The following is an 18,702-nucleotide window of genomic DNA, read 5'->3' as shown; positions in this document are numbered from 1 at the left end:
GGCCATAAAAATAGACAAACTCGATTTTCATCGAGTTTTTCTACAGTCTGAAAGCCCGTGTTTTATACACGGGCTTTTTCCTTTATCTGGGGCATTGTTTAAATATCGAAAGGGTTTTTTGATAGTACCTTAAACATGTTTCCATACAGGGAAAATGACGACCCTTTTTGGTCAAAAAGTCTAGATAGGGTAGAAGATTCTTGAGTACTCTCTTTAATACTTTGTTGTTTTGAAATCTGTTGAAAATGCGTGTATTTTAATCATTCCTCCTGTTTTAAACATGTCGATTTTAGATATACGGAAACATGAGATAGAAGATGGTATACAGCTGTATTTTTGAAAATTAAATAGTAACTAATTGGAAAGGTTAAATAAGAAAATCATAGTAACTTCGAGCATTGTAAGAATTGCTGGGATATTCCGCTAAACTTCTTATGAACTGCATAATACTAATAGAAAACTTGTAGATTTAACAAGCAAAAATTACTTATATTGAACTATCGAGGTAAGTTGGGGTTCAGACACTAAAGGGGAATAATTAATTTATATCCAAGCCTACGAAGGTATAGTCTGTTTTATTATTTGGAAAATATTGCGGTTGAATCAGTGTTTTTAAGGATACATTAGCAAATGGTTAGGTTATATATATCTTCTCTTAATTGATTTAAATCACTTGGCTACCTTTTTGAACTTGATACAGTACCGAATAATTGTGTGATGTAAGCAAAATGAACATACTTAACATAAAAGTATCCCTTAAAGTTAATAGAGTTTTTAGACCAAAGAGGTGTGTAGAAGTGAAGAAAGGTAAATGGAGTCTACAGTTTACTATTATGATACTGGTGTGTGGGGTAGTAGCCCTCTCGTTATTCATTACAGATATTCTCATTAGCCAAACAGTTGCAGATACTATAGAAAAGAGCCAGACTGAAAAAGCAGTAAACGTAGCACGCATGGCAGCACAAACCCCGCTTGTAATCGAAGCGTTAAGTGGAAGTGAAAACAATCAGGAAGTTCAGCAATTTACCAATAGGATTAAAAAATCGACAGATGTAGAATTTGTAGTAATAATTGATAATAATGGAATCCGGAAAACTCACCCCGATCCAAGTAAAATAGGAAAAAAATTTGTTGGAGGGGATGAGAAAGATGTGTTAAGAGGCAGAGAGCACATTTCTATTTCCAAAGGAACTTTAGGCAGGTCTTTGCGTTCTTTCACCCCTGTTTATGATTCAGAGGATAATCAAATTGGAGCCGTGGTGGTCGGTATTTCACTTCAAAAAGTTAATGATGCTGTTTTAAAAAGCCGTTTTAATATTTATGTAGGAACCGTTTTTGGAATATTGACCGGAATTGCCGGCGCAATACTTTTGGCAAGGTATATTAAGAAAATATTATTTGGGCTGGAACCTTTTGCTATTGCGAAGGTTTTAAAAGAGCGAAATGCCATTTTACAATCAGTTCGAGAGGGAATCATAGCGGTAGATCAGAGTTCAACCATTACTCTCGTAAACAAAGCAGCTTTAAAGATATTTAAGAAAGCGGGCATTAATGAAAATCCAACGGGTAAAAAGGTAACTAGTTATATGCCTGACTCAAACCTGGATAGAATCCTGGAGACCGGAAAAGTCGAATTAGATAAAGAGCAGGATTTAAAAGATAGTGTCTTACTAGTGAATAGGGTACCAGTATTTGTGAAGGATGAAATCGTAGGGGCTGTGGCTACATTTCGTGATAAAACAGAAATACATCTGCTGGCGGAACAGCTGACTGGAGTCCGCTTATATGCTGAATCGTTAAGGGCCCAGTCGCACGAATTCATGAACAAACTTCATGTAATACTTGGTATGGTGCATATGCATTATTATGATCAGCTTGCAGCATATATTAGTGATCTTGTTGACCACAGAGAAAACGAGATTGGCTTTATTACCAAAACCGTTAAAGATCCAGTACTAGCCGGTTTTTTAATTGGAAAACTAAGTTATGCAAGGGAAGCAGGTGCTAAGCTGGCGTTATCCTCTGACTTTCAATTGCCCGAACCAGAAAATGCAGCTATTACTCATGAGCTAATTACGATAATAGGAAATTTGATTGACAATGCTATAGAAGCAGTAGAAAAAAGGCCCGTTAAACGAATTGAATTAAAGTTTGATTATGCAGATGATATTTTAACTATTGAAGTTCATGATACTGGACAGGGAATATCTGATGCCAATCTTAATCATATCCTTCAAAAAGGATATACAACAAAAGGAGAGGACAGGGGGATTGGTTTATATTTAGTTAAGGCAAGCCTGGATAAGCTAGGAGGAGATCTCAATATTAGTTCAAAAGAAGGTCAAGAAACAACGTTTGTGGTTTATATACCATACAAAGCAAGGATGATGTAGGATGATTAAGGTAATGATCGTAGAAGATGACCCGATGGTTGCAGAGTTCAATAAGCGCTATTTGAATCAAGTCGATGGCTACGAATTAGCTGCTGTCTGTTCCTCAGTGGATCAAGCTCTGAATGTATTGGAAGATCAAAGAATAGGGTTAGTTCTATTAGACATTTTCATGCCTGGGAAAAATGGACTCGATTTACTCTCGCAAATTCGAGAAAGTGAAAAAGAGATAGATGTTATTGTCATTTCTGCTGCGTCGGACATTGAGAGGATTCAGAAAGCATTAAGACTAGGTGCTGTTGATTATTTAATTAAGCCGTTTGAATTTGACCGTTTTAACGCGGCCTTATCAGCATATCGGAACAAATCAGATTTTATTCAAGATAAAAATATGCTAAATCAAGAAGAATTGGATTATCGAATTTTGCATCAAGAAGAAATTCATTTACCAGAGGAATTACCGAAAGGATTAGCACAAGATACCTTAAAGATTATATGGAATGTGATACAGGAATTTAAAAATTCTCCCTTTTCAACAGAGGAAGTCGTAAATGTGGCGGGTATATCCAGGGTATCAGTAAGGAAATATTTAAAATTCATGAAGGATATCGGTGTCCTTGATGTTAAGGTAATCTATGGAACGGTAGGCCGACCAGTCTCCCAACACAAATTTAATGATGAAAAGAGCCATATTATTCAACGTTATCTGTAAGCAGCCAAAGTGCTGCTTACTTTTTTTAATTACATAATACTAAAATTAGTTAAATAAGCTAGTGTCCTCCGTAAATGACTACTAAGATATAGACTGGCGATTGAGTTATTTATAAATTTTTTCACAAGATTGAACAAATAAGCAGTAATGAGGAAATATTATTTTTGTGCTGTATATTTATTTTCCTTTTTACAGTTTTTTTTTAGTAATTACACTTCCCCAGGGAAGAATATACTCTATTGCCTGGTAATGATCATTTTTAAATATACATTTTTAGGAAGAGGGAACGTCTATGACAGCTTATGAAAAGACAAAAACGGGTTTGGATACAACTTTAAGAGGAAAAGGTGTTCTGTCAAACCCATTTATTAATAAAGGGGTCGCTTTCACTAAGGAAGAAAGAAAGGAGCTAGGATTGGTAGGCTTGCTACCATCCCAGGTGCTTACTCTTGAGGAACAAGTAAAAAGAGCTTATGAACAATTCTCCACTCAACCTAGCAATATTCGGAAGAATGGAATGTTATATGATTTATTTAATAGGAATGTGGTCCTGTTTTACCGTCTACTTAAAGACCATCTAAGTGAAATACTGCCGATCATTTACACACCTACTGTAGGAGAGGCTATTCAACAGTACTCCCAGGAATATCACCGTCCAGGAGGTCTTTACCTATCTATTGATAATATAGAGGGAATGGAAGATGCATTTAAAAACCTGGACCTTTCATCTGATGATATCGATTTAATAGTTGTTACAGATTCTGAAAGTATTCTTGGAATCGGAGATCAGGGAGTTGGTGGAATTAACATAGCCATTGGCAAATTGGCAGTCTACACAGCAGCTGCGGGAATTGATCCAAGCAGGGTGCTACCTATTGTCCTGGATGTTGGGACAGACAATGAAAGCCTGATTAGTGATCCACTGTATATTGGTAACAGGTTTGGGCGTGTTCGCGGTGATGAATACACCGAATTCATTGATTTATTTGTTAAAATGTCTCAAGCCTTCTTCCCAAGGGCATTACTTCACTGGGAAGACTTGGGGAATATAAATGCACGAAATATAATCGATAATTATGGCGAGAAAATTCTCACTTTTAATGATGATATACAAGGTACAGGTGCAGTAACACTAGCCGCCGTAATGTCTGCCTTACAAGTAACTGGTGTTCCTTTAAAGGAACAAAGGGTGGTTGTTTTTGGTCCAGGTGCAGCAGGAATCGGTAATGCTGATCAAATGGTTGAAGCCATGATCTTAGATGGCGTTTCCAGAGAAGAGGCATATGGTAACTTTTGGGCCGTCGATTATCGTGGATTGTTGATAGATGACATTCCAGATGTTTTGAAATTCCAAAAGTCTTATTGCCGGAAAGCTGAGGAAGTCGAGGACTGGGAGCGGAATGAAGTCGGAATTATTCCATTATTAGAGGTAATAAAAAAGGTTAAACCAACCATCTTAATCGGCACTTCTGGTCAAACAGGGGCTTTCTCAGAAGAAGTTGTAAAAGAAATGGCAAAGCACGTGGAACATCCTATAATTATGCCGATGTCAAATCCGACTTCCTTAGCGGAAGCTGTTCCTGAAGACCTGATAAAGTGGACTCAAGGTAAAGCCTTAATAGCGACAGGAAGCCCGTTTGATGATGTTGACTATAATGATGTGATTTATTCAATCGGACAATCTAATAATGCATATATTTTCCCAGGACTTGGACTTGGTGCGATCGTCGCAGAAGCAACAAAAGTCTCTAAGGGAATGCTTGCAGCAGCCTCATCTGCTGTTTCAAGATTATCGGATAGCAGTAAGCCTGGTGCTTCTTTACTCCCTTCAATCAAACAATTGCAAGAGGTTTCTAAATCTGTAGCCATTGAAGTGGCAAAGACAGCCATTGAAGAAGGCATTGCGAAAGCGGATATAACAGATATTGAAAAAGCAATAACAGAATCCATGTGGAAGCCGGAGTACAAAACTATTCGTGGGAAATAAATGGAAATAAATCCGGATTATTTTGTTGTCTCAAAAGAAAGGGGATCCGTTTTAGGGGAATCTCCGTATAAATCAGTCATAGTAATCTTTTAAATCGGACAATTTTTTGGAAAGAGAAGTGCATCTCGAGTGAATATTGGGAATATATTTTTAACATTAATACCAATCTTTTTTACAATTATTATTGGTTATTTGGGTGGATATTTTAAAGTTTTTAATTCAGAATCATCCAAAGGGCTTAACACGTTAGTTACAAAATTTGCATTACCTGCACACTTATTCATTGGGATCACAACAACCTCAAAACAAACCTTAATTAATCAATGGTCATTTTTCTTAACTATGACCATAGGTGTTATTGGCTTTTATATTATCCTTTTAATAGTGGCTCGTTTGGTGTTTAAATTCGATTTAACTAAAGCATCTATGTTTTCATTAAACGCAACTCAGCCAGCCTTTGCTTTTATGGGGATATCTGTATTAGGCAGCTTGTTTGGGGCGCAAGAGATAGCTATACCTATTGCGATTACCGGTATTGTGGTGAATGCCCTTCTGGATCCATTAGCAACAATAGTTGGTACGGTCGGACAATCCGGATTGGGTAAATCTAAAGATGAAAAAACAAACATTCTGGGTATCGTTTTGCATGGTCTTAGCGAACCGCTTGCATGTATTCCCTTACTTGCTGTTGTATTAACACTATTAGGGTTCCAGGCACCGGATATCATAAAAAATGCGCTCGATCAAATTGGGTCAGTGACATCTGGGGTTGCATTATTTGCTGTTGGTGTAACCGTGGGTATCCGTAAGATTAGCTTACGACCAATTGCTTTTGGTATTTCCATTTTAAAAGTTGTGGCTATTCCATTATATATGATTCTGGTTGCTCATCTAATTGGCCTTGATCATGCAGATACAATTAAAGCCATTTTGCTAGTATCATTTCCGGGATCTGCTGTAGCGGCAATGATTTCAACTAGATTTGATTCGTTATCAACTGAAACAGCATCTTCATTTGTAATTAGTACCATTCTTTCTTTAATTACATTACCTATCTATATATCCTTGTTAATGTAGCCTTCTAAGTATCCATCCTTCTTGGATGGATACTTTTCAACGGAAGTTTGTGAAATATTTAACAAACTTATTGTATAACATTAACCTTTTTTTGAAAAGAGGAGATGTTGGCTATTTTTATTTAAGGCTATGTTAAAGGTAAAGGTAAATTAATAAAATAGATAGTTTAAAAGGTATGGATGGCGATTTAATAAAGGTATAAGCCCAGGAAAATGCGTCGCAAAAAGTATCAATTGCAAAAATTCGCTATTAATCAAAATAAGAATATAATAAAAGAATTTGTGTAATTACACATTCGAATGCAGCAGTTGATGAAATTTTAAATCTAAATATTCGGCGTACAGGAATCATAGTTAAAAGCCAAATTATCTATGATCAGGAACGGTTTGCTGTTCATTTAGGTGGGACTACGACATAACTGAAAGAATTGTAGGGACATCGGTATTGGATTAAGACAGGGCCTTATTTGGGGGCAAAGCAAAGAAGAGGACTTATATCTTAGGGTATACTAGGCTGAGCCTATACGAAGCAAAGTATGGGTTTTCGTTTTGTGATAAAAAGGAATGAAGAATCGAATTCTACTAAAATAGATTATTATTCCTTTGACAATCTCCTGAAACTCCTTTATATTTAGCTAGTAACTTTAGTGCTTAAAAGCGTTTCAGTAATTATGAGGAGTGAAAAGGTCCGATCCTTACCTCAGTGAATACACAACATGAAAGCGGGGAATTACATCATGCGTCTTGAAGATGCAAAGCTAAAACTCTCCTTACCTGAAGCAATCGGGGTTTTGGCAGTTCTTTTCTTAATCATTGCAACTGGCATCATTCATTATGGACTTGCCCCCCATATTCCAATTATAGCGGCACTCCTTTTCTTATTTGTTTATGGGAAGATCAAGAAGCTGCCATTTTCAATTATGGAGGCAGCTATCGTCAAAGGTGCAGGTACTGGTATGGGAGCCATTTATATATTCTTTTTCATTGGAATGCTGATTTCCATCTGGATGGCAAGCGGGACAATCCCTACCATCATGTTCTATGGGTTTGACTGGATTTCTGGTGAATATTTCTATGCAATCACATTTCTGGTGTGTTCGCTAATTGGGCTCTGTATCGGGAGTTCACTTACAACATCAGCAACAATCGGCGTTGCTTTGATAGGGATGGCGGCGGCGATGGATTTATCGTTGGCGATTACAGCCGGTGCTATCATTTCCGGTGCATTTCTTGGCGATAAAATGTCTCCATTATCCGACTCTACCAACCTTGCATCAGGAACGGTTGGAGCACCATTATTTGAACATATTAATAATATGCTTTGGACTACGATTCCAGGTTTTTTCATATCGCTTATCATCTTTTACTTCCTTTCACCGAATGTCAAAGTTGCTCGCGTTGAGGAAATCGAAGCCATGACCAAAGCCCTGGAAATGGAAACGAATATAAGCATATGGAGTTTGATTCCGTTTGTCATCGTTCTAATCATGGCTTTGAAAAAGGTGTCAGCGATTCCGACATTGTCAGCAGGAATCATTTCGGCGGCTGTCATTGCTTTCATACAAACCCCAAGTTTGACGGTTGCAAAACTAGCGGATATCTTATACGGCGGTTTTGTACTGAAGAGTGGAATGGAACAACTTGACTCAATCCTATCKCGGGGCGGAATTGAAAGTATGATGTTCTCCGTTTCGATGGTGTTGCTGGCATTGGCGATGGGCGGACTATTGTTTGAATTGGGAGTCATTCCTTCAATTTTAAATGCAATCCAGGATTCATTGACGAGTGTAGCGAAAGTGGTTTCCGCTACTGTATTTGCAGGAATCAGCGTGAATTTCCTAGTGGGTGAACAATATTTGTCAGTTATACTGCCTGGGAAAGCTTTTCAGCAGAAATATGAAGATTTAGGCCTGCAGCCCAAAACGCTTGCGAGGGTACTTGAAGATGCGGGAACAGTTGTGAATCCTTTGGTTCCTTGGGGTGTCTGCGGTGTATTCCTGACACAGGTATTGGGTGTTTCAACCCTTGAATATGCTCCGTTTGCATTTTTCTGCCTACTTTGTCCTTTGCTTAGCCTGATTTCTGGCTTTACTAAAATCGGTATCCATTATAAATGAAAAAACAGGCAGTCGGATTCGACTGCCTGTTTTTTTTGTGATAACTTCCGTAACCTTACAGAGAAAGGAAACCCCTGACATGAACAGAAATGCCAGGGGTATTTGATCGTTTATTTTGAAGACGCGATCTCATCTTTTGGGATGGATACGACCTTTTCTTTCTGTTCAAGTAAATTCATTCTCATTACGACATTTTGGTATATGCCCATTGAGAGCATGAGCAATAGTAAGGAAGATCCTCCATAGCTGATGAACGGAAGGGTGATTCCAGTAATCGGAATGATTCCGGTCGCACCGCCGATGTTGATGCCAACTTGAATGCCGATCATGGATGAAATGCCGATCAATAATAGGCTTCCAAATGGATCTTTACATTTTGCTGAGAGTATAAATCCCCTAAGGACGATAAACCCAAGTGTCAATAGAACAAAGCCTACACCGAATATTCCAAGTTCTTCTGCAATGACGGAAATGATGAAATCCGTATGTGATTCAGGCAGGTACCCGTATTTTTGTACACTGTCACCAAGCCCCACACCTGTAAGGCCTCCTGATCCTATCGCATACAATGAATTAACGAGCTGATACCCATCTCCTCCCTCTTGACCAAAAGGATCTGCAAACCCCGTAAAACGAGACATCTTATTTTCAGAGAGAACGGATGAGAAATTTCCTGTCACGAGTACTCCTAATGCAAATATGGCAACGAATATCGCAGTAATCAAAGAGAGTTTGAATATGCTCTTAAAAGACATCCCGGATGAAATGATCATGGTACTTGAAATCAGGAAAATGACTGCTGCCGTTCCATAGTCAGGTTGTATCCCGATTAAAAAACAGATGAATACCAGAAAGAAAATCGGGGGGATGACGGCTTTATCAATACTATTGATTCGATCCTGCCTTTTTCCGTAAATGGCTGCCAGATAAATGATCATCGCCAATTTGGAAAATTCTGCAGGTTGGATCGATGCTGTCCCTAGCTTGAACCAGCTTGTGGCATTTCCTGCTGTATGGCCGAAGATAAATAGCATCAAAAGGATACCGGCCATTCCAAACATCATAGACATCAAGAACATTTTGTTTTTGTACATCTTATAAGGAAGGATCATCGTGACGATCATTGCCAGGAAGGAAATGAGAAAGGCCGTTTTTTGTTTCTCAAAAAAGAAATCCATGGGCTGACCGTATCGAGCAACAGCAGTAACCATACTCGAACTGTAAATCATGACTAAACCAAACAAACAGAGTAATACGACAGCGATGAAAATAGGGAAGTCGTATGCTTTAATTATTCTTTTCACTTGTGCGCTCACCTCAAATATGTATGCGCGAAAAAATCGCCTTCTTATATAGTAACGGAAAATCTGTTATATAGATAATAATTTATATTCGATAATATGAATTTATCCTCCATTACCCAGTATTAAACACTAAAACCGATAAACTTGTCTGCCGGATTATCAGAATTTCGATTCTTATATACATTACCTTCGATAAAAAAGTGAATATTCCTTTTTATAACGAAAAAATTTTACTATATATTCCATTTCGAAGTGCTATCATGTCTGGAAGATTAAGTTAATGGTATTTGCGATGGAGATGGATTTCATGGAGCCTTACCAATTGAGTTGTAAAACGTGATGGATGCAGTGGATACTGTAAACTGTAACGAATTTGTTAGTGTAATTCATCTTAAGGGGAATACACCGATTAAGCGGCAGGGAATCGGTCAGGAATCTTATGAAGAGAAAGAACCGGTTGTGAAGTTGGTTCCAAGCGATTATATTATACAGGCTGCTGTGTCTCTGGCATTATATAAAGAGGGTTCAGGGGAAGAATTTTCGTACGTTTAGTGAAGTATAAGAACGTATATCTGTTCAAGAAAAGTGCTCAGGCGCTCTTATCAATTCTTCCAGGCATCCTAATTTCACTTTTAAAAGGGCGTTTTGACAGCACTGCAGCCGAGAAGTTTTGCTGCATTTCAGAGGAGGTGTTCCTCCTCGGTCGATCTTTATTTAAAGCATAAAAATAATATGGAGTACCGATAAAAAAAGTTAAAGCAAGGGGAGTAGTTATGGAAGAAATACATGACAAGTTGGAAGTGTTTTCTCCGGCAACAGGTGAGAAGATTGCGGAAATCGTCCCAACACCATTGAAGTCGATTCCTCATATATATATGAAATCAAGACATGCGTTCCAATCATGGTCGAATCTTCCCATCAAGGAACGGCTGCACTATTTAAAACGGCTCCGTTTATTGATGGTTGAAAGGATGGATGAAATAGCAGAAGTCATTTCAAAAGATGCGGGAAAAGTGAAAATTGAAGCGCTGGTTGCTGACATCATGCCAACGATCGATGCAATCAAGCATATCGAGAAACATGCAGTGAAAACTCTTTCCGGACGGAAGGTCACCACTCCACTCTTGTTAATTGGTAAAAAATCTTATGTCCATTATATGCCCCGTGGAACGATTCTCGTCATTTCACCATGGAATTATCCGCTGCAGCTTTCCATGGTTCCCATTCTTAATGCCCTAGCGGCTGGAAATACTGTCATCGCCAAACCATCAGAGGTAACTCCTTTAGTTGGGGCGTGCATCGAAAATCTGTTTCTTGAAGCTGGTTTCCCAGAAGGAACTATACAGTTTGCCCATGGAGGGAAAGAATTGGGTGCGGCATTAACTGAGCAAAAACCAGATTATATATTTTTTACTGGATCTGTAAGGACCGGAAAAATGATTGGTGAGGTTGCAGCAAGAGACCTGATCCCAACGACTTTGGAGCTTGGCGGTAAGGATCCGATGATCGTTCTGCGTGATGCTAACCTGGAACGGGCTGTGAACGGGGCTCTTTGGGGGGCTTTCACAAATAGTGGGCAGGTGTGCATGAGTGTTGAAAGGGTTTATGTGGAACGTCCTGTTTATAAGGAATTCCTGATGCTTCTTAAAGAAAAAACGAAGTCTATGAGGCAGGGGGTGCAATCGCAGGATGATATCGGTTCAATGACTTTCCCTAAACAAGTCGATATTGTGGCTGACCAACTGGAGGATGCACTGAATAAAGGGGCCGTACTTGAAACCGGAACACCTCCGAAAGAGTGGAAAACGGGGCAGACCCATTTCATTCCGCCGACGATTCTTTCCAATGTCGATCATTCCATGAAAATCATGAAAGAAGAAACGTTCGGACCCGTGTTGCCTGTTGTGCCTTTCGATACGGAGGAAGAAGTGATCGCCCTGGCAAATGAAAGTGAATATGGACTCAATTCCAGCGTTTGGACAATGGATAGGGAAAAAGCAAGTCGGATTGCGTCACGGTTAGTAACCGGTGCGGTGACGATCAATGATGTGCTGATTACGGTTGCTAATCATCATTTACCATTTGGCGGTGCCAAACAAAGTGGGGTTGGCCGCTATCATGGCGAGCATGGATTGAAGATTTTCTGCCATGAAAAAGCAATCATGATCGATAAAGGTAAAAACGATACAGAAATACAATGGTATCCATATGAAGGGAAATACACGAGTTTTTTATCGCTGTTTCAGAACTATTTTTCTGCCAAACCGAACTGGATTCGTTTCGGCAAAGAATATTTATCGTTGGTAAAATTATCCAAAAGGAACAGAAAATGAGATCCATTTATAAAAAAAGATTGTTATTTTCATAACGAGCGCGTATACTATTAATATACTTAATAACTGATTTTCCTTTTCAAAGGGGAGTAGCGTTAGGGTTCGCCCTAAAACAAAGTCGTCATTACGTGAATGTTAAACATTCATCGGCTTTGTTGACATGATTTCATGTTCAGCAAGACCTTTGCCTATACGGCAGAGGTCTTTTTCTTTTTGCCAATGCCAATAGGAAGGAAATACCACTATTGGAGGTTGAATGGATGGAAGCATCAATGTTATTGGAATATGGCTGGGTCCTACTTATCTTGGTTGGATTAGAAGGGATACTGGCTGCAGATAATGCAGTCGTCATGGCTGTCATGGTTAAGCATTTGCCAAAAGAACAACAGCGGAAAGCCTTGTTTTATGGTCTGATGGGAGCTTTTGTTTTCCGTTTTGCCAGTCTATTCCTTATTTCCTTTCTTGTCGAGGTGTGGCAAGTTCAAGCAATCGGTGCGATTTATTTACTTTTCATCGCTTTTCAGCACATTTACAAAAAATACGCTGGTAAAGGTGAGAAGGAAATCACGAAACCTAAAAAGCAATCCGGCTTCTGGATGACCGTGGTAAAGGTTGAAGCGGCTGATATCGCTTTCGCAATCGATTCCATGTTGGCTGCCGTCGCGCTGGCTGTTACACTTCCTGCAACAGGCTGGATGAAAGTCGGCGGTATTGACGGAGGGCAATTCGCTGTCATGTTCCTCGGCGGCATGATCGGGTTGATCATTATGCGATTTGCAGCAAATGCGTTCGTTAAGCTGCTTCATCGGCGTCCTTCACTTGAAACGGCAGCATTTTTGATTGTGGGTTGGGTTGGTGTGAAATTGGCGGTACACACACTTGCACACCCTTCACTTGCTTTCATTGATCATCATTTCCCTGAATCAACTCTTTGGAAATCGATTTTCTGGACTGTATTGATTGGAATTGCAGCAGGTGCATGGATCATTTCAAGCAAAAAAGAAAAAAAAGAGAAAGAAGAGAAAAAAATACAGGAAGCGTAAAAAAACAGGCGTGCCGGTCACGCCTATTTTTTTTGCTTCTTAAAGTATTTATGGAGATGACCCTCAAAAGCGCAGGTATGTTTACGAATGATATGTTAAAAGATGTGAATATTAAATTCCGGTTATAAAAATGACAATTGTCCCATTGTATTGGGCAAAAAAACGGAAAAAGATATTTTACTGTAATTGCACTGTAACAAACGAGAAAAAACTAAGTATTTTATCATGTTGATAAATTGTGTGATTTCATTTTTATCGCAAAAATAGTTCTTTTGGTACTGTCTTTTAGACTCCCTCCGCTTAAGATAAGTATGTTGATGCGTATTTTATGTTCAACAGGAGCGAGGTGAGCAAATGCTTGGTTTGTTGTTTACAGCATTCAAAAAAAAGCGTTCTTTAGAAGAAACCGTATTGAAAATTCAACAAGGCGATAATAGCCTTCGTAATGATACTATAGAGTCATTCAAACCTTTTATTGCAAAAACAGTCTCATCGGTTTGCAAACGTTACATATACGAATCAGATGATGAATTCAGTATTGGAATGATTGCTTTTAACGAGGCAATTGAAAAATACTCCCCGGAAAAAGGCCGTTCTTTATTGGCATTTGCCGAAACCCTCGTTAAACGAAGGGTTATAGATTATTTAAGAAGCCAGTCCAAACAAAAAGAAATCCTATTGGATTTAACACTGAATGATGAGAATGATCAAAGCCAAATATATATCGATAATGAAAATTCCATCAATGAATACGAGATGCAGAAGGAATCGGAAAGAAGAAAAGAAGAAATTCAGCTTTACATAAGCCATCTAGAGGATTTTGGTCTGTCATTTGAGGATTTAGTTGAAAACTCTCCCAAACATGCAGATGCCAGGAAGGGAGCTATTATGATCGCTAAATTGTTAATGGAAGATGACGAACTGAAGGAAATCCTGTTTGCAAAAAAGCGGCTGCCCGTAAAACAGCTTGAGGGAAAAGTGGAAGTAAGCAGAAAAACGATTGAACGGAACAGAAAATACATCATTGCCGTGGCAATCATAATAAACGGAGATTTTTTGTATTTGAATGATTATATAAAAGGGGCTATCGATGAATGAAAAAAGGAGTTATTCTTTCAGTTAATAAACGATTTGTAACCCTATTGACCCCCGAGGGTGAATTTCTGAAAACCAAAAGGCAGGAAAGGGAATATGAAGTGGGTGAGGAAATCACTTTTTCACCTGCAAAACAAAAATTCACTTTAGCCTTTTCCAATATTCATTCATCTTTCAAAAAAACGGCCGTGCTAAGCATTGCCTCCACCTTCCTGATTCTCTTTTCAATTCTTCCTTCTTATTTCTCTGGTCCTGTGTCGGCATATATGACGATAGATGTGAATCCAAGCATTGAATTGGAGCTTGACGATGATTTAGAAGTTCTTAAGCTTACAGGATTAAATGAAGACGGAAAGCTTGTGATCGGTCAGCTGAAGGACTGGAAAGGCAAGGATATAAAGGCTGTTACAAACCGAATCGTTGAAACGACGAAGCAACTTGGTTATTTGAAAGGAAATAAACAAATAGTCGTTTCTACAACGTTAATGGAAAAAAATAAAGAACTGGATAAGAATTTAAAAGCGGAGATAAAAGAAATATCTGAGCAGGATAATGTTTCCAAAACAAAGATGAAAGTGATCCAGGCAACAAAAAGCGATCGGAAGCAAGCTAGGGAACAAGGCATATCCACGGGTAAGTATCTCGAAAAGAAGTTGAATGAAGATAAAGATAAGAAAAAGGTCAATAAGAGGGAGCCTGCCCCAGCGCCAGTTAAAAAAGTCGAGGAAAACGTTGGTATTCCGAAAGAAAAGGGCGTAATGCTAAGTGCGGAAAACAAATCGGATGGAGAAAAGAAAAAAGAGAATAATGAAAATGAAATAAAACAAAAGCCGGCCAATGAAGCCAAAACGACTGAACGGAAAAACGCGGAAGTTACCGAAATTAAGGAACAAACCGAACGGGAAGATACAAGTGGAAAACGGAATGCGATAAATGGATATAAGGAAAAAAGCAACGAGTCAAAAGGGAAATCGGATAGACATCACAGCAACCAATCAAAGGACAAGCAGAAAAATGAACAGAATGATAAAAAGTTCGATGAAAAAAAAGTTTCATCACTCAAAGAAAAGAATAGTGATGATTCTATAAAGCCCGACAATAAAAATAAGCAAAATAAACAGGGTAGGCATGATAGACAAGATAAACAGGATACACAGGATAGGCAGGAAAAACAAGTTAAACAAGGTAAACAAGGTAAACAGGGTGAGCAGTATAAACAAGATAGGAAAGATTGGGATAAGTCGAAAAGGGGTAAAGGCAATAATGGAAATGGAAATGGACATAATCATTAAAAAGAGTCCAGCATGGAGCTGGACTCTTAGCCATGGATATTTAATTGTGAATTATTGACCTTTAAGTTGAGATTGTGCTTGTTGTACAAGACGTTTCGTGATTTCTCCGCCAACTGAACCATTGGCACGTGCTGAAGTATCGGAACCTAATTGTACACCGAATTCAGATGCAATTTCATATTTGATTTGTTCTAATGCTTGTTCGATTCCTGGAACAAGAAGGTTGTTACTGCTGTTAGCCATTTAAATCTCCCCTTTACTTTTTCAACGGCTTTTGCCGCTGTAATGATAGTATAAGTAGAATGTGGAGTTTTACTTATGCGAGCAGCATCAAAGTTATTGGTAAACCTGCCTTTTTGTTGAAAGTAAGACAGTTTTAAAAGAGAATGGAAAAAAGAATGAAAAAAGGGTAAACTAGATTTTTAATGGTTATGTGATTTGCATAACTATAAAGGAGCAAGAAAGGAAACTCTTTATGTTTGCTATCAAAAAATTATTATCAAAGTTAACACCAGCTCAGCTTATCGTCGGTTATTATGTTTTGGCAGTCAGCATCTCGACCGTACTGTTGAGTCTGCCAGTCGCTCTTAAGCCAGGCGTGGAATTTGGATTCATGGATGCTTTATTCACAGCCGTAAGTGCAGTTAGTGTAACAGGTCTAACAGTTGTAAGTTTGCCCGAAGTGTATAATGAGGTAGGCTATTTCATTCTCATGTTCGTTCTCCAATTTGGCGGTATTGGCATCATGACACTCGGAACCTTTTTCTGGCTTATAGTGGGCAAGAAAATCGGCTTGAAGGAAAGACAATTGATCATGACAGATCAAAACCAATCGAATCTTTCCGGTCTTGTTAAATTATTGATCCAAATCATTCAGATATTTGTCGTAATTGAAATGATAGGGGCTCTCGTTTTAGGCATTTACTTTCTGAATTATTTTCCAAACGGGAAAGAAGCCTTTTTAAATGGCTTATTTTTAGCCGTAAGTGCCACCACGAATGCTGGTTTTGATATTACCGGTATATCGATGATTCCATTTAAAGACGATTATTTTGTACAGTTCATAACGATTATCCTGCTTACCCTTGGAGCCATTGGGTTTCCTGTCTTGATTGAGCTGAGGGAGTTTTTGTCCAATAAGGCCCGTACTTATAAGTTTCATTTTTCTTTGTTCACGAAGCTGACCTCAGTCACTTTCTTTTCCCTTATCGTTGGGGGAACGATCCTGATTTATCTCCTGGAAATTAATGGGTTCTTTAAAAATAAGAACTGGCATGAATCGTTCTTTTACTCATTATTTATGTCCTCCAATACGCGGAGCGGCGGGTTGGCAACCATGAATGTGAGTGACTTTTCGGAACCGACCCTTTTGTTGTTGAGCATATTGATGTTCATTGGAGCCTCCCCAAGTTCAGTCGGGGGAGGAATCCGGACAACTACACTGGCCATCATGATTCTATTTTTATGGAATTTCATGAGAGGAAGGCGTTCCATAAAAGTTTTCAAACGGGAGATTCATCCCGATGATATCCGAAAAGCGACAGCGGTTATGATCATGGGATCGCTTCTTTGCATAATGGCGGTCTTCATATTATCCATTACCGAAAATTTCACTTTGATGCAAATCATTTTTGAAGTATGTTCGGCTTTCGGTTCAGTCGGCCTTTCGATGGGAATTACACCTGACCTCAGCAATACCGGTAAAATTGTCATTATGATCATTATGTTCATTGGCCGTGTTGGGATAACCTCCCTCCTGTATATCATAGGCCATAAAGAAGTTAAGGAAAATTTCCATTATCCAAAAGAACGCGTCATCATTGGGTAAATGATTTAAGTTGAACAGTGACCTTTCCACCCGTGGGAAGGTTTTTTGTGTTGTTTGCAGGAATCATGGATAAAATGTTGAAATTTACCTATAAGTGAGTGTCCTACCATTTCAAATATGCATAATTTGATCCCTTACTTGGAATTCGAGCGGATGAAGTATAAATCATTTTGGTAAGGAGGTGGAGAATGTGAAGAAATATACTGGAAGGATCATTGTCCCTGTTCTTTTTTTTGTATTGATATTACCCTATATAGGGTGGCTGGGTCATGAAGAACGCGGGTTTTCCGCCTTTGCAGGAATATATTTAGTCGTAATTTTAACCATAGCCTGGTGTTTGGGTGCCATCTATGATCATAAACGGAAAACGATAGCTTTATTGCAGGATAGTGAAGGGCGTTATCGCATTTTCTCCAATTACTCTAAAGAATTGGTCAATAGCTTCAATGAGGTTATTTTCCAAACGGATGATAAAGGAAAATGGTTGTACTTAAACCCGGCATGGAAATCGATGAGTGGTGCATCCGTGAATGAATCCCTGGGGCTTCACTTTTCTAAACATATGGATAACAATTCTTATCAAGACGTATTAAAGGCCTTTGCGGACTCCTTTCATCGAGGGGATAAATATTTTCGTGCGGACATTAAACTAAATGCGAAAAAGGGAACAAGCTGGGTGGAGGCATTCGTTAAACTTATTTACGATGACGCTGGGAAATTCATCGGGACGGCGGGCATATTATCGGAAATTAATGAACGTAAACATGCGGAGGAAAAGCTTGTGAGCCTAAACGAACATTTGGCAATCACATCAAGCAAGTTATCAACGGCTGCCCAACTTGCGGCTGGGATTGCACATGAAGTCAGGAATCCGATGACGGCGATAATGGGATTCGTGAAGCTGATTAAAGATGGCGGTGCCGAAAGGGAGGAATACTACGATATTATTTTTTCGGAAATAAATCGAATCGAGAAAGTGCTGAATGAACTCTTGCTGCTATCAAAACCCACTGGGGCGGTATTCCTTGAGAAGGATATAAAGGAAAGCTGCAACCATGCCGTAACGCTGTTGGAGACAAATGCCGTACTGAACAATATTCAAATTCATAAAAATTATGATTCAGAACCAATTTTTATGTACTTTGATGAAAACCAAATCAAGCAAGTGCTAATAAACATGATAAAAAATTCCATAGAGTCGATGCCGAATGGCGGAAATATTTTTGTGAGCATAAATGAAAAAAATGGGGAAGTTTTTTTGAGCATTTTGGATGAAGGGGATGGTATTCCGGAAAACTCCCTTCAAAAAGTAGGAGAACCATTTTTCACTACAAAAACATCAGGAACGGGTTTGGGTCTTTCCGTTTGTTTTAGAATCATCGAAAAGCATGGAGGAAAAGTATTCATCACAAGTGAACTGAAAAAAGGTACGAAAATCGTTTGTATATTTCCAACCGTGCAACAAAAGCAATATAGTGAGAACGAAAAGGTCAAGATACGGGATCTTGAATGACAAGAAAACAAA

General features: G+C 38.7%; 14 protein-coding genes. 12 read left to right on the top strand and 2 right to left on the bottom strand.

The annotated features are described in order from the left end of the window. Nucleotides 1-797: 797 nt before the first annotated feature. The 5 genes from dcuS (at nucleotide 798) to nhaC (ending at nucleotide 8,282) form a co-directional block, all read left to right on the top strand. Nucleotides 798-2,393 carry a DcuS/MalK family sensor histidine kinase gene (dcuS, locus tag AC1DVB_RS10840; protein WP_264640605.1) on the top strand — a complete coding sequence of 532 codons (1,596 nt, stop codon included), beginning with the start codon at nucleotides 798-800 and terminating at the stop codon, nucleotides 2,391-2,393. A gap of 1 nt (nucleotide 2,394) precedes the next feature. Continuing rightward, nucleotides 2,395-3,102, top strand: a complete 708-nt coding sequence (locus AC1DVB_RS10835; protein WP_239860609.1) for a response regulator — start codon at nucleotides 2,395-2,397, stop codon at nucleotides 3,100-3,102. Nucleotides 3,103-3,394: 292 nt separating this feature from the next. Further along, entirely contained in the window at nucleotides 3,395-5,089 is a 1,695-nt protein-coding gene (locus tag AC1DVB_RS10830) for an NAD-dependent malic enzyme (protein ID WP_364278863.1), read from the top strand. 129 nt (nucleotides 5,090-5,218) lie between these two features. Then, nucleotides 5,219-6,166 carry an AEC family transporter gene (locus AC1DVB_RS10825; RefSeq protein WP_034314223.1) on the top strand — a complete coding sequence of 316 codons (948 nt, stop codon included), beginning with the start codon at nucleotides 5,219-5,221 and terminating at the stop codon, nucleotides 6,164-6,166. 736 nt (nucleotides 6,167-6,902) lie between these two features. Next, nucleotides 6,903-8,282, top strand: coding sequence for a Na+/H+ antiporter NhaC (gene nhaC, locus AC1DVB_RS10820; RefSeq protein ID WP_278089462.1), 1,380 nt, complete (start codon nucleotides 6,903-6,905; stop codon nucleotides 8,280-8,282). 110 nt (nucleotides 8,283-8,392) lie between these two features. Here the strand turns inward: nhaC and AC1DVB_RS10815 are convergent, their stop codons facing one another. Then, entirely contained in the window at nucleotides 8,393-9,586 is a 1,194-nt protein-coding gene (locus AC1DVB_RS10815) for an FtsW/RodA/SpoVE family cell cycle protein (RefSeq protein ID WP_057278980.1), read from the bottom strand. A 336-nt stretch (nucleotides 9,587-9,922) separates the two neighbouring features. Here AC1DVB_RS10815 and AC1DVB_RS10810 point away from each other — a divergent pair, with 336 nt between their 5' ends. The 5 genes from AC1DVB_RS10810 (at nucleotide 9,923) to AC1DVB_RS10790 (ending at nucleotide 15,349) form a co-directional block, all read left to right on the top strand. Then, nucleotides 9,923-10,138, top strand: a complete 216-nt coding sequence (locus tag AC1DVB_RS10810; protein ID WP_454862136.1) for a hypothetical protein — start codon at nucleotides 9,923-9,925, stop codon at nucleotides 10,136-10,138. Nucleotides 10,139-10,359: 221 nt separating this feature from the next. After that, the gene (locus tag AC1DVB_RS10805; protein ID WP_454862137.1) at nucleotides 10,360-11,919 is read left to right on the top strand and encodes an aldehyde dehydrogenase family protein; all 1,560 of its coding nucleotides are present in this window, start codon (nucleotides 10,360-10,362) and stop codon (nucleotides 11,917-11,919) included. 260 nt (nucleotides 11,920-12,179) lie between these two features. Further along, nucleotides 12,180-12,962, top strand: coding sequence for a TerC family protein (locus AC1DVB_RS10800; RefSeq protein WP_048689105.1), 783 nt, complete (start codon nucleotides 12,180-12,182; stop codon nucleotides 12,960-12,962). Nucleotides 12,963-13,316: 354 nt separating this feature from the next. Continuing rightward, a complete protein-coding gene (gene sigI / locus AC1DVB_RS10795; protein ID WP_034314203.1) occupies nucleotides 13,317-14,060 on the top strand; it encodes an RNA polymerase sigma factor SigI in 744 nt (247 codons plus the stop codon). Continuing rightward, a complete protein-coding gene (locus AC1DVB_RS10790) occupies nucleotides 14,057-15,349 on the top strand; it encodes an anti-sigma factor domain-containing protein (protein WP_477589216.1) in 1,293 nt (430 codons plus the stop codon). Before sigI ends, AC1DVB_RS10790 begins: the two co-directional genes overlap by 4 nt. 51 nt (nucleotides 15,350-15,400) lie before the next feature. Here the strand turns inward: AC1DVB_RS10790 and AC1DVB_RS10785 are convergent, their stop codons facing one another. Further along, nucleotides 15,401-15,592, bottom strand: coding sequence for an alpha/beta-type small acid-soluble spore protein (locus tag AC1DVB_RS10785; protein ID WP_034314196.1), 192 nt, complete (start codon nucleotides 15,590-15,592; stop codon nucleotides 15,401-15,403). A 190-nt stretch (nucleotides 15,593-15,782) separates the two neighbouring features. Between AC1DVB_RS10785 and AC1DVB_RS10780 the strand changes: the two genes are divergently transcribed. Continuing rightward, a complete protein-coding gene (locus AC1DVB_RS10780; protein WP_290368925.1) occupies nucleotides 15,783-17,177 on the top strand; it encodes a TrkH family potassium uptake protein in 1,395 nt (464 codons plus the stop codon). Nucleotides 17,178-17,367: 190 nt separating this feature from the next. Beyond that, nucleotides 17,368-18,690, top strand: a complete 1,323-nt coding sequence (locus AC1DVB_RS10775; RefSeq protein ID WP_239860617.1) for an ATP-binding protein — start codon at nucleotides 17,368-17,370, stop codon at nucleotides 18,688-18,690. Nucleotides 18,691-18,702 lie beyond the last annotated feature (12 nt).

It is taken from the genome of Peribacillus sp. P4_D6 (assembly GCF_056401795.1).
The sequence above is the reverse complement of the archived record's forward strand: the minus strand, read 5'-3'. Positions and strand labels throughout refer to the sequence as shown.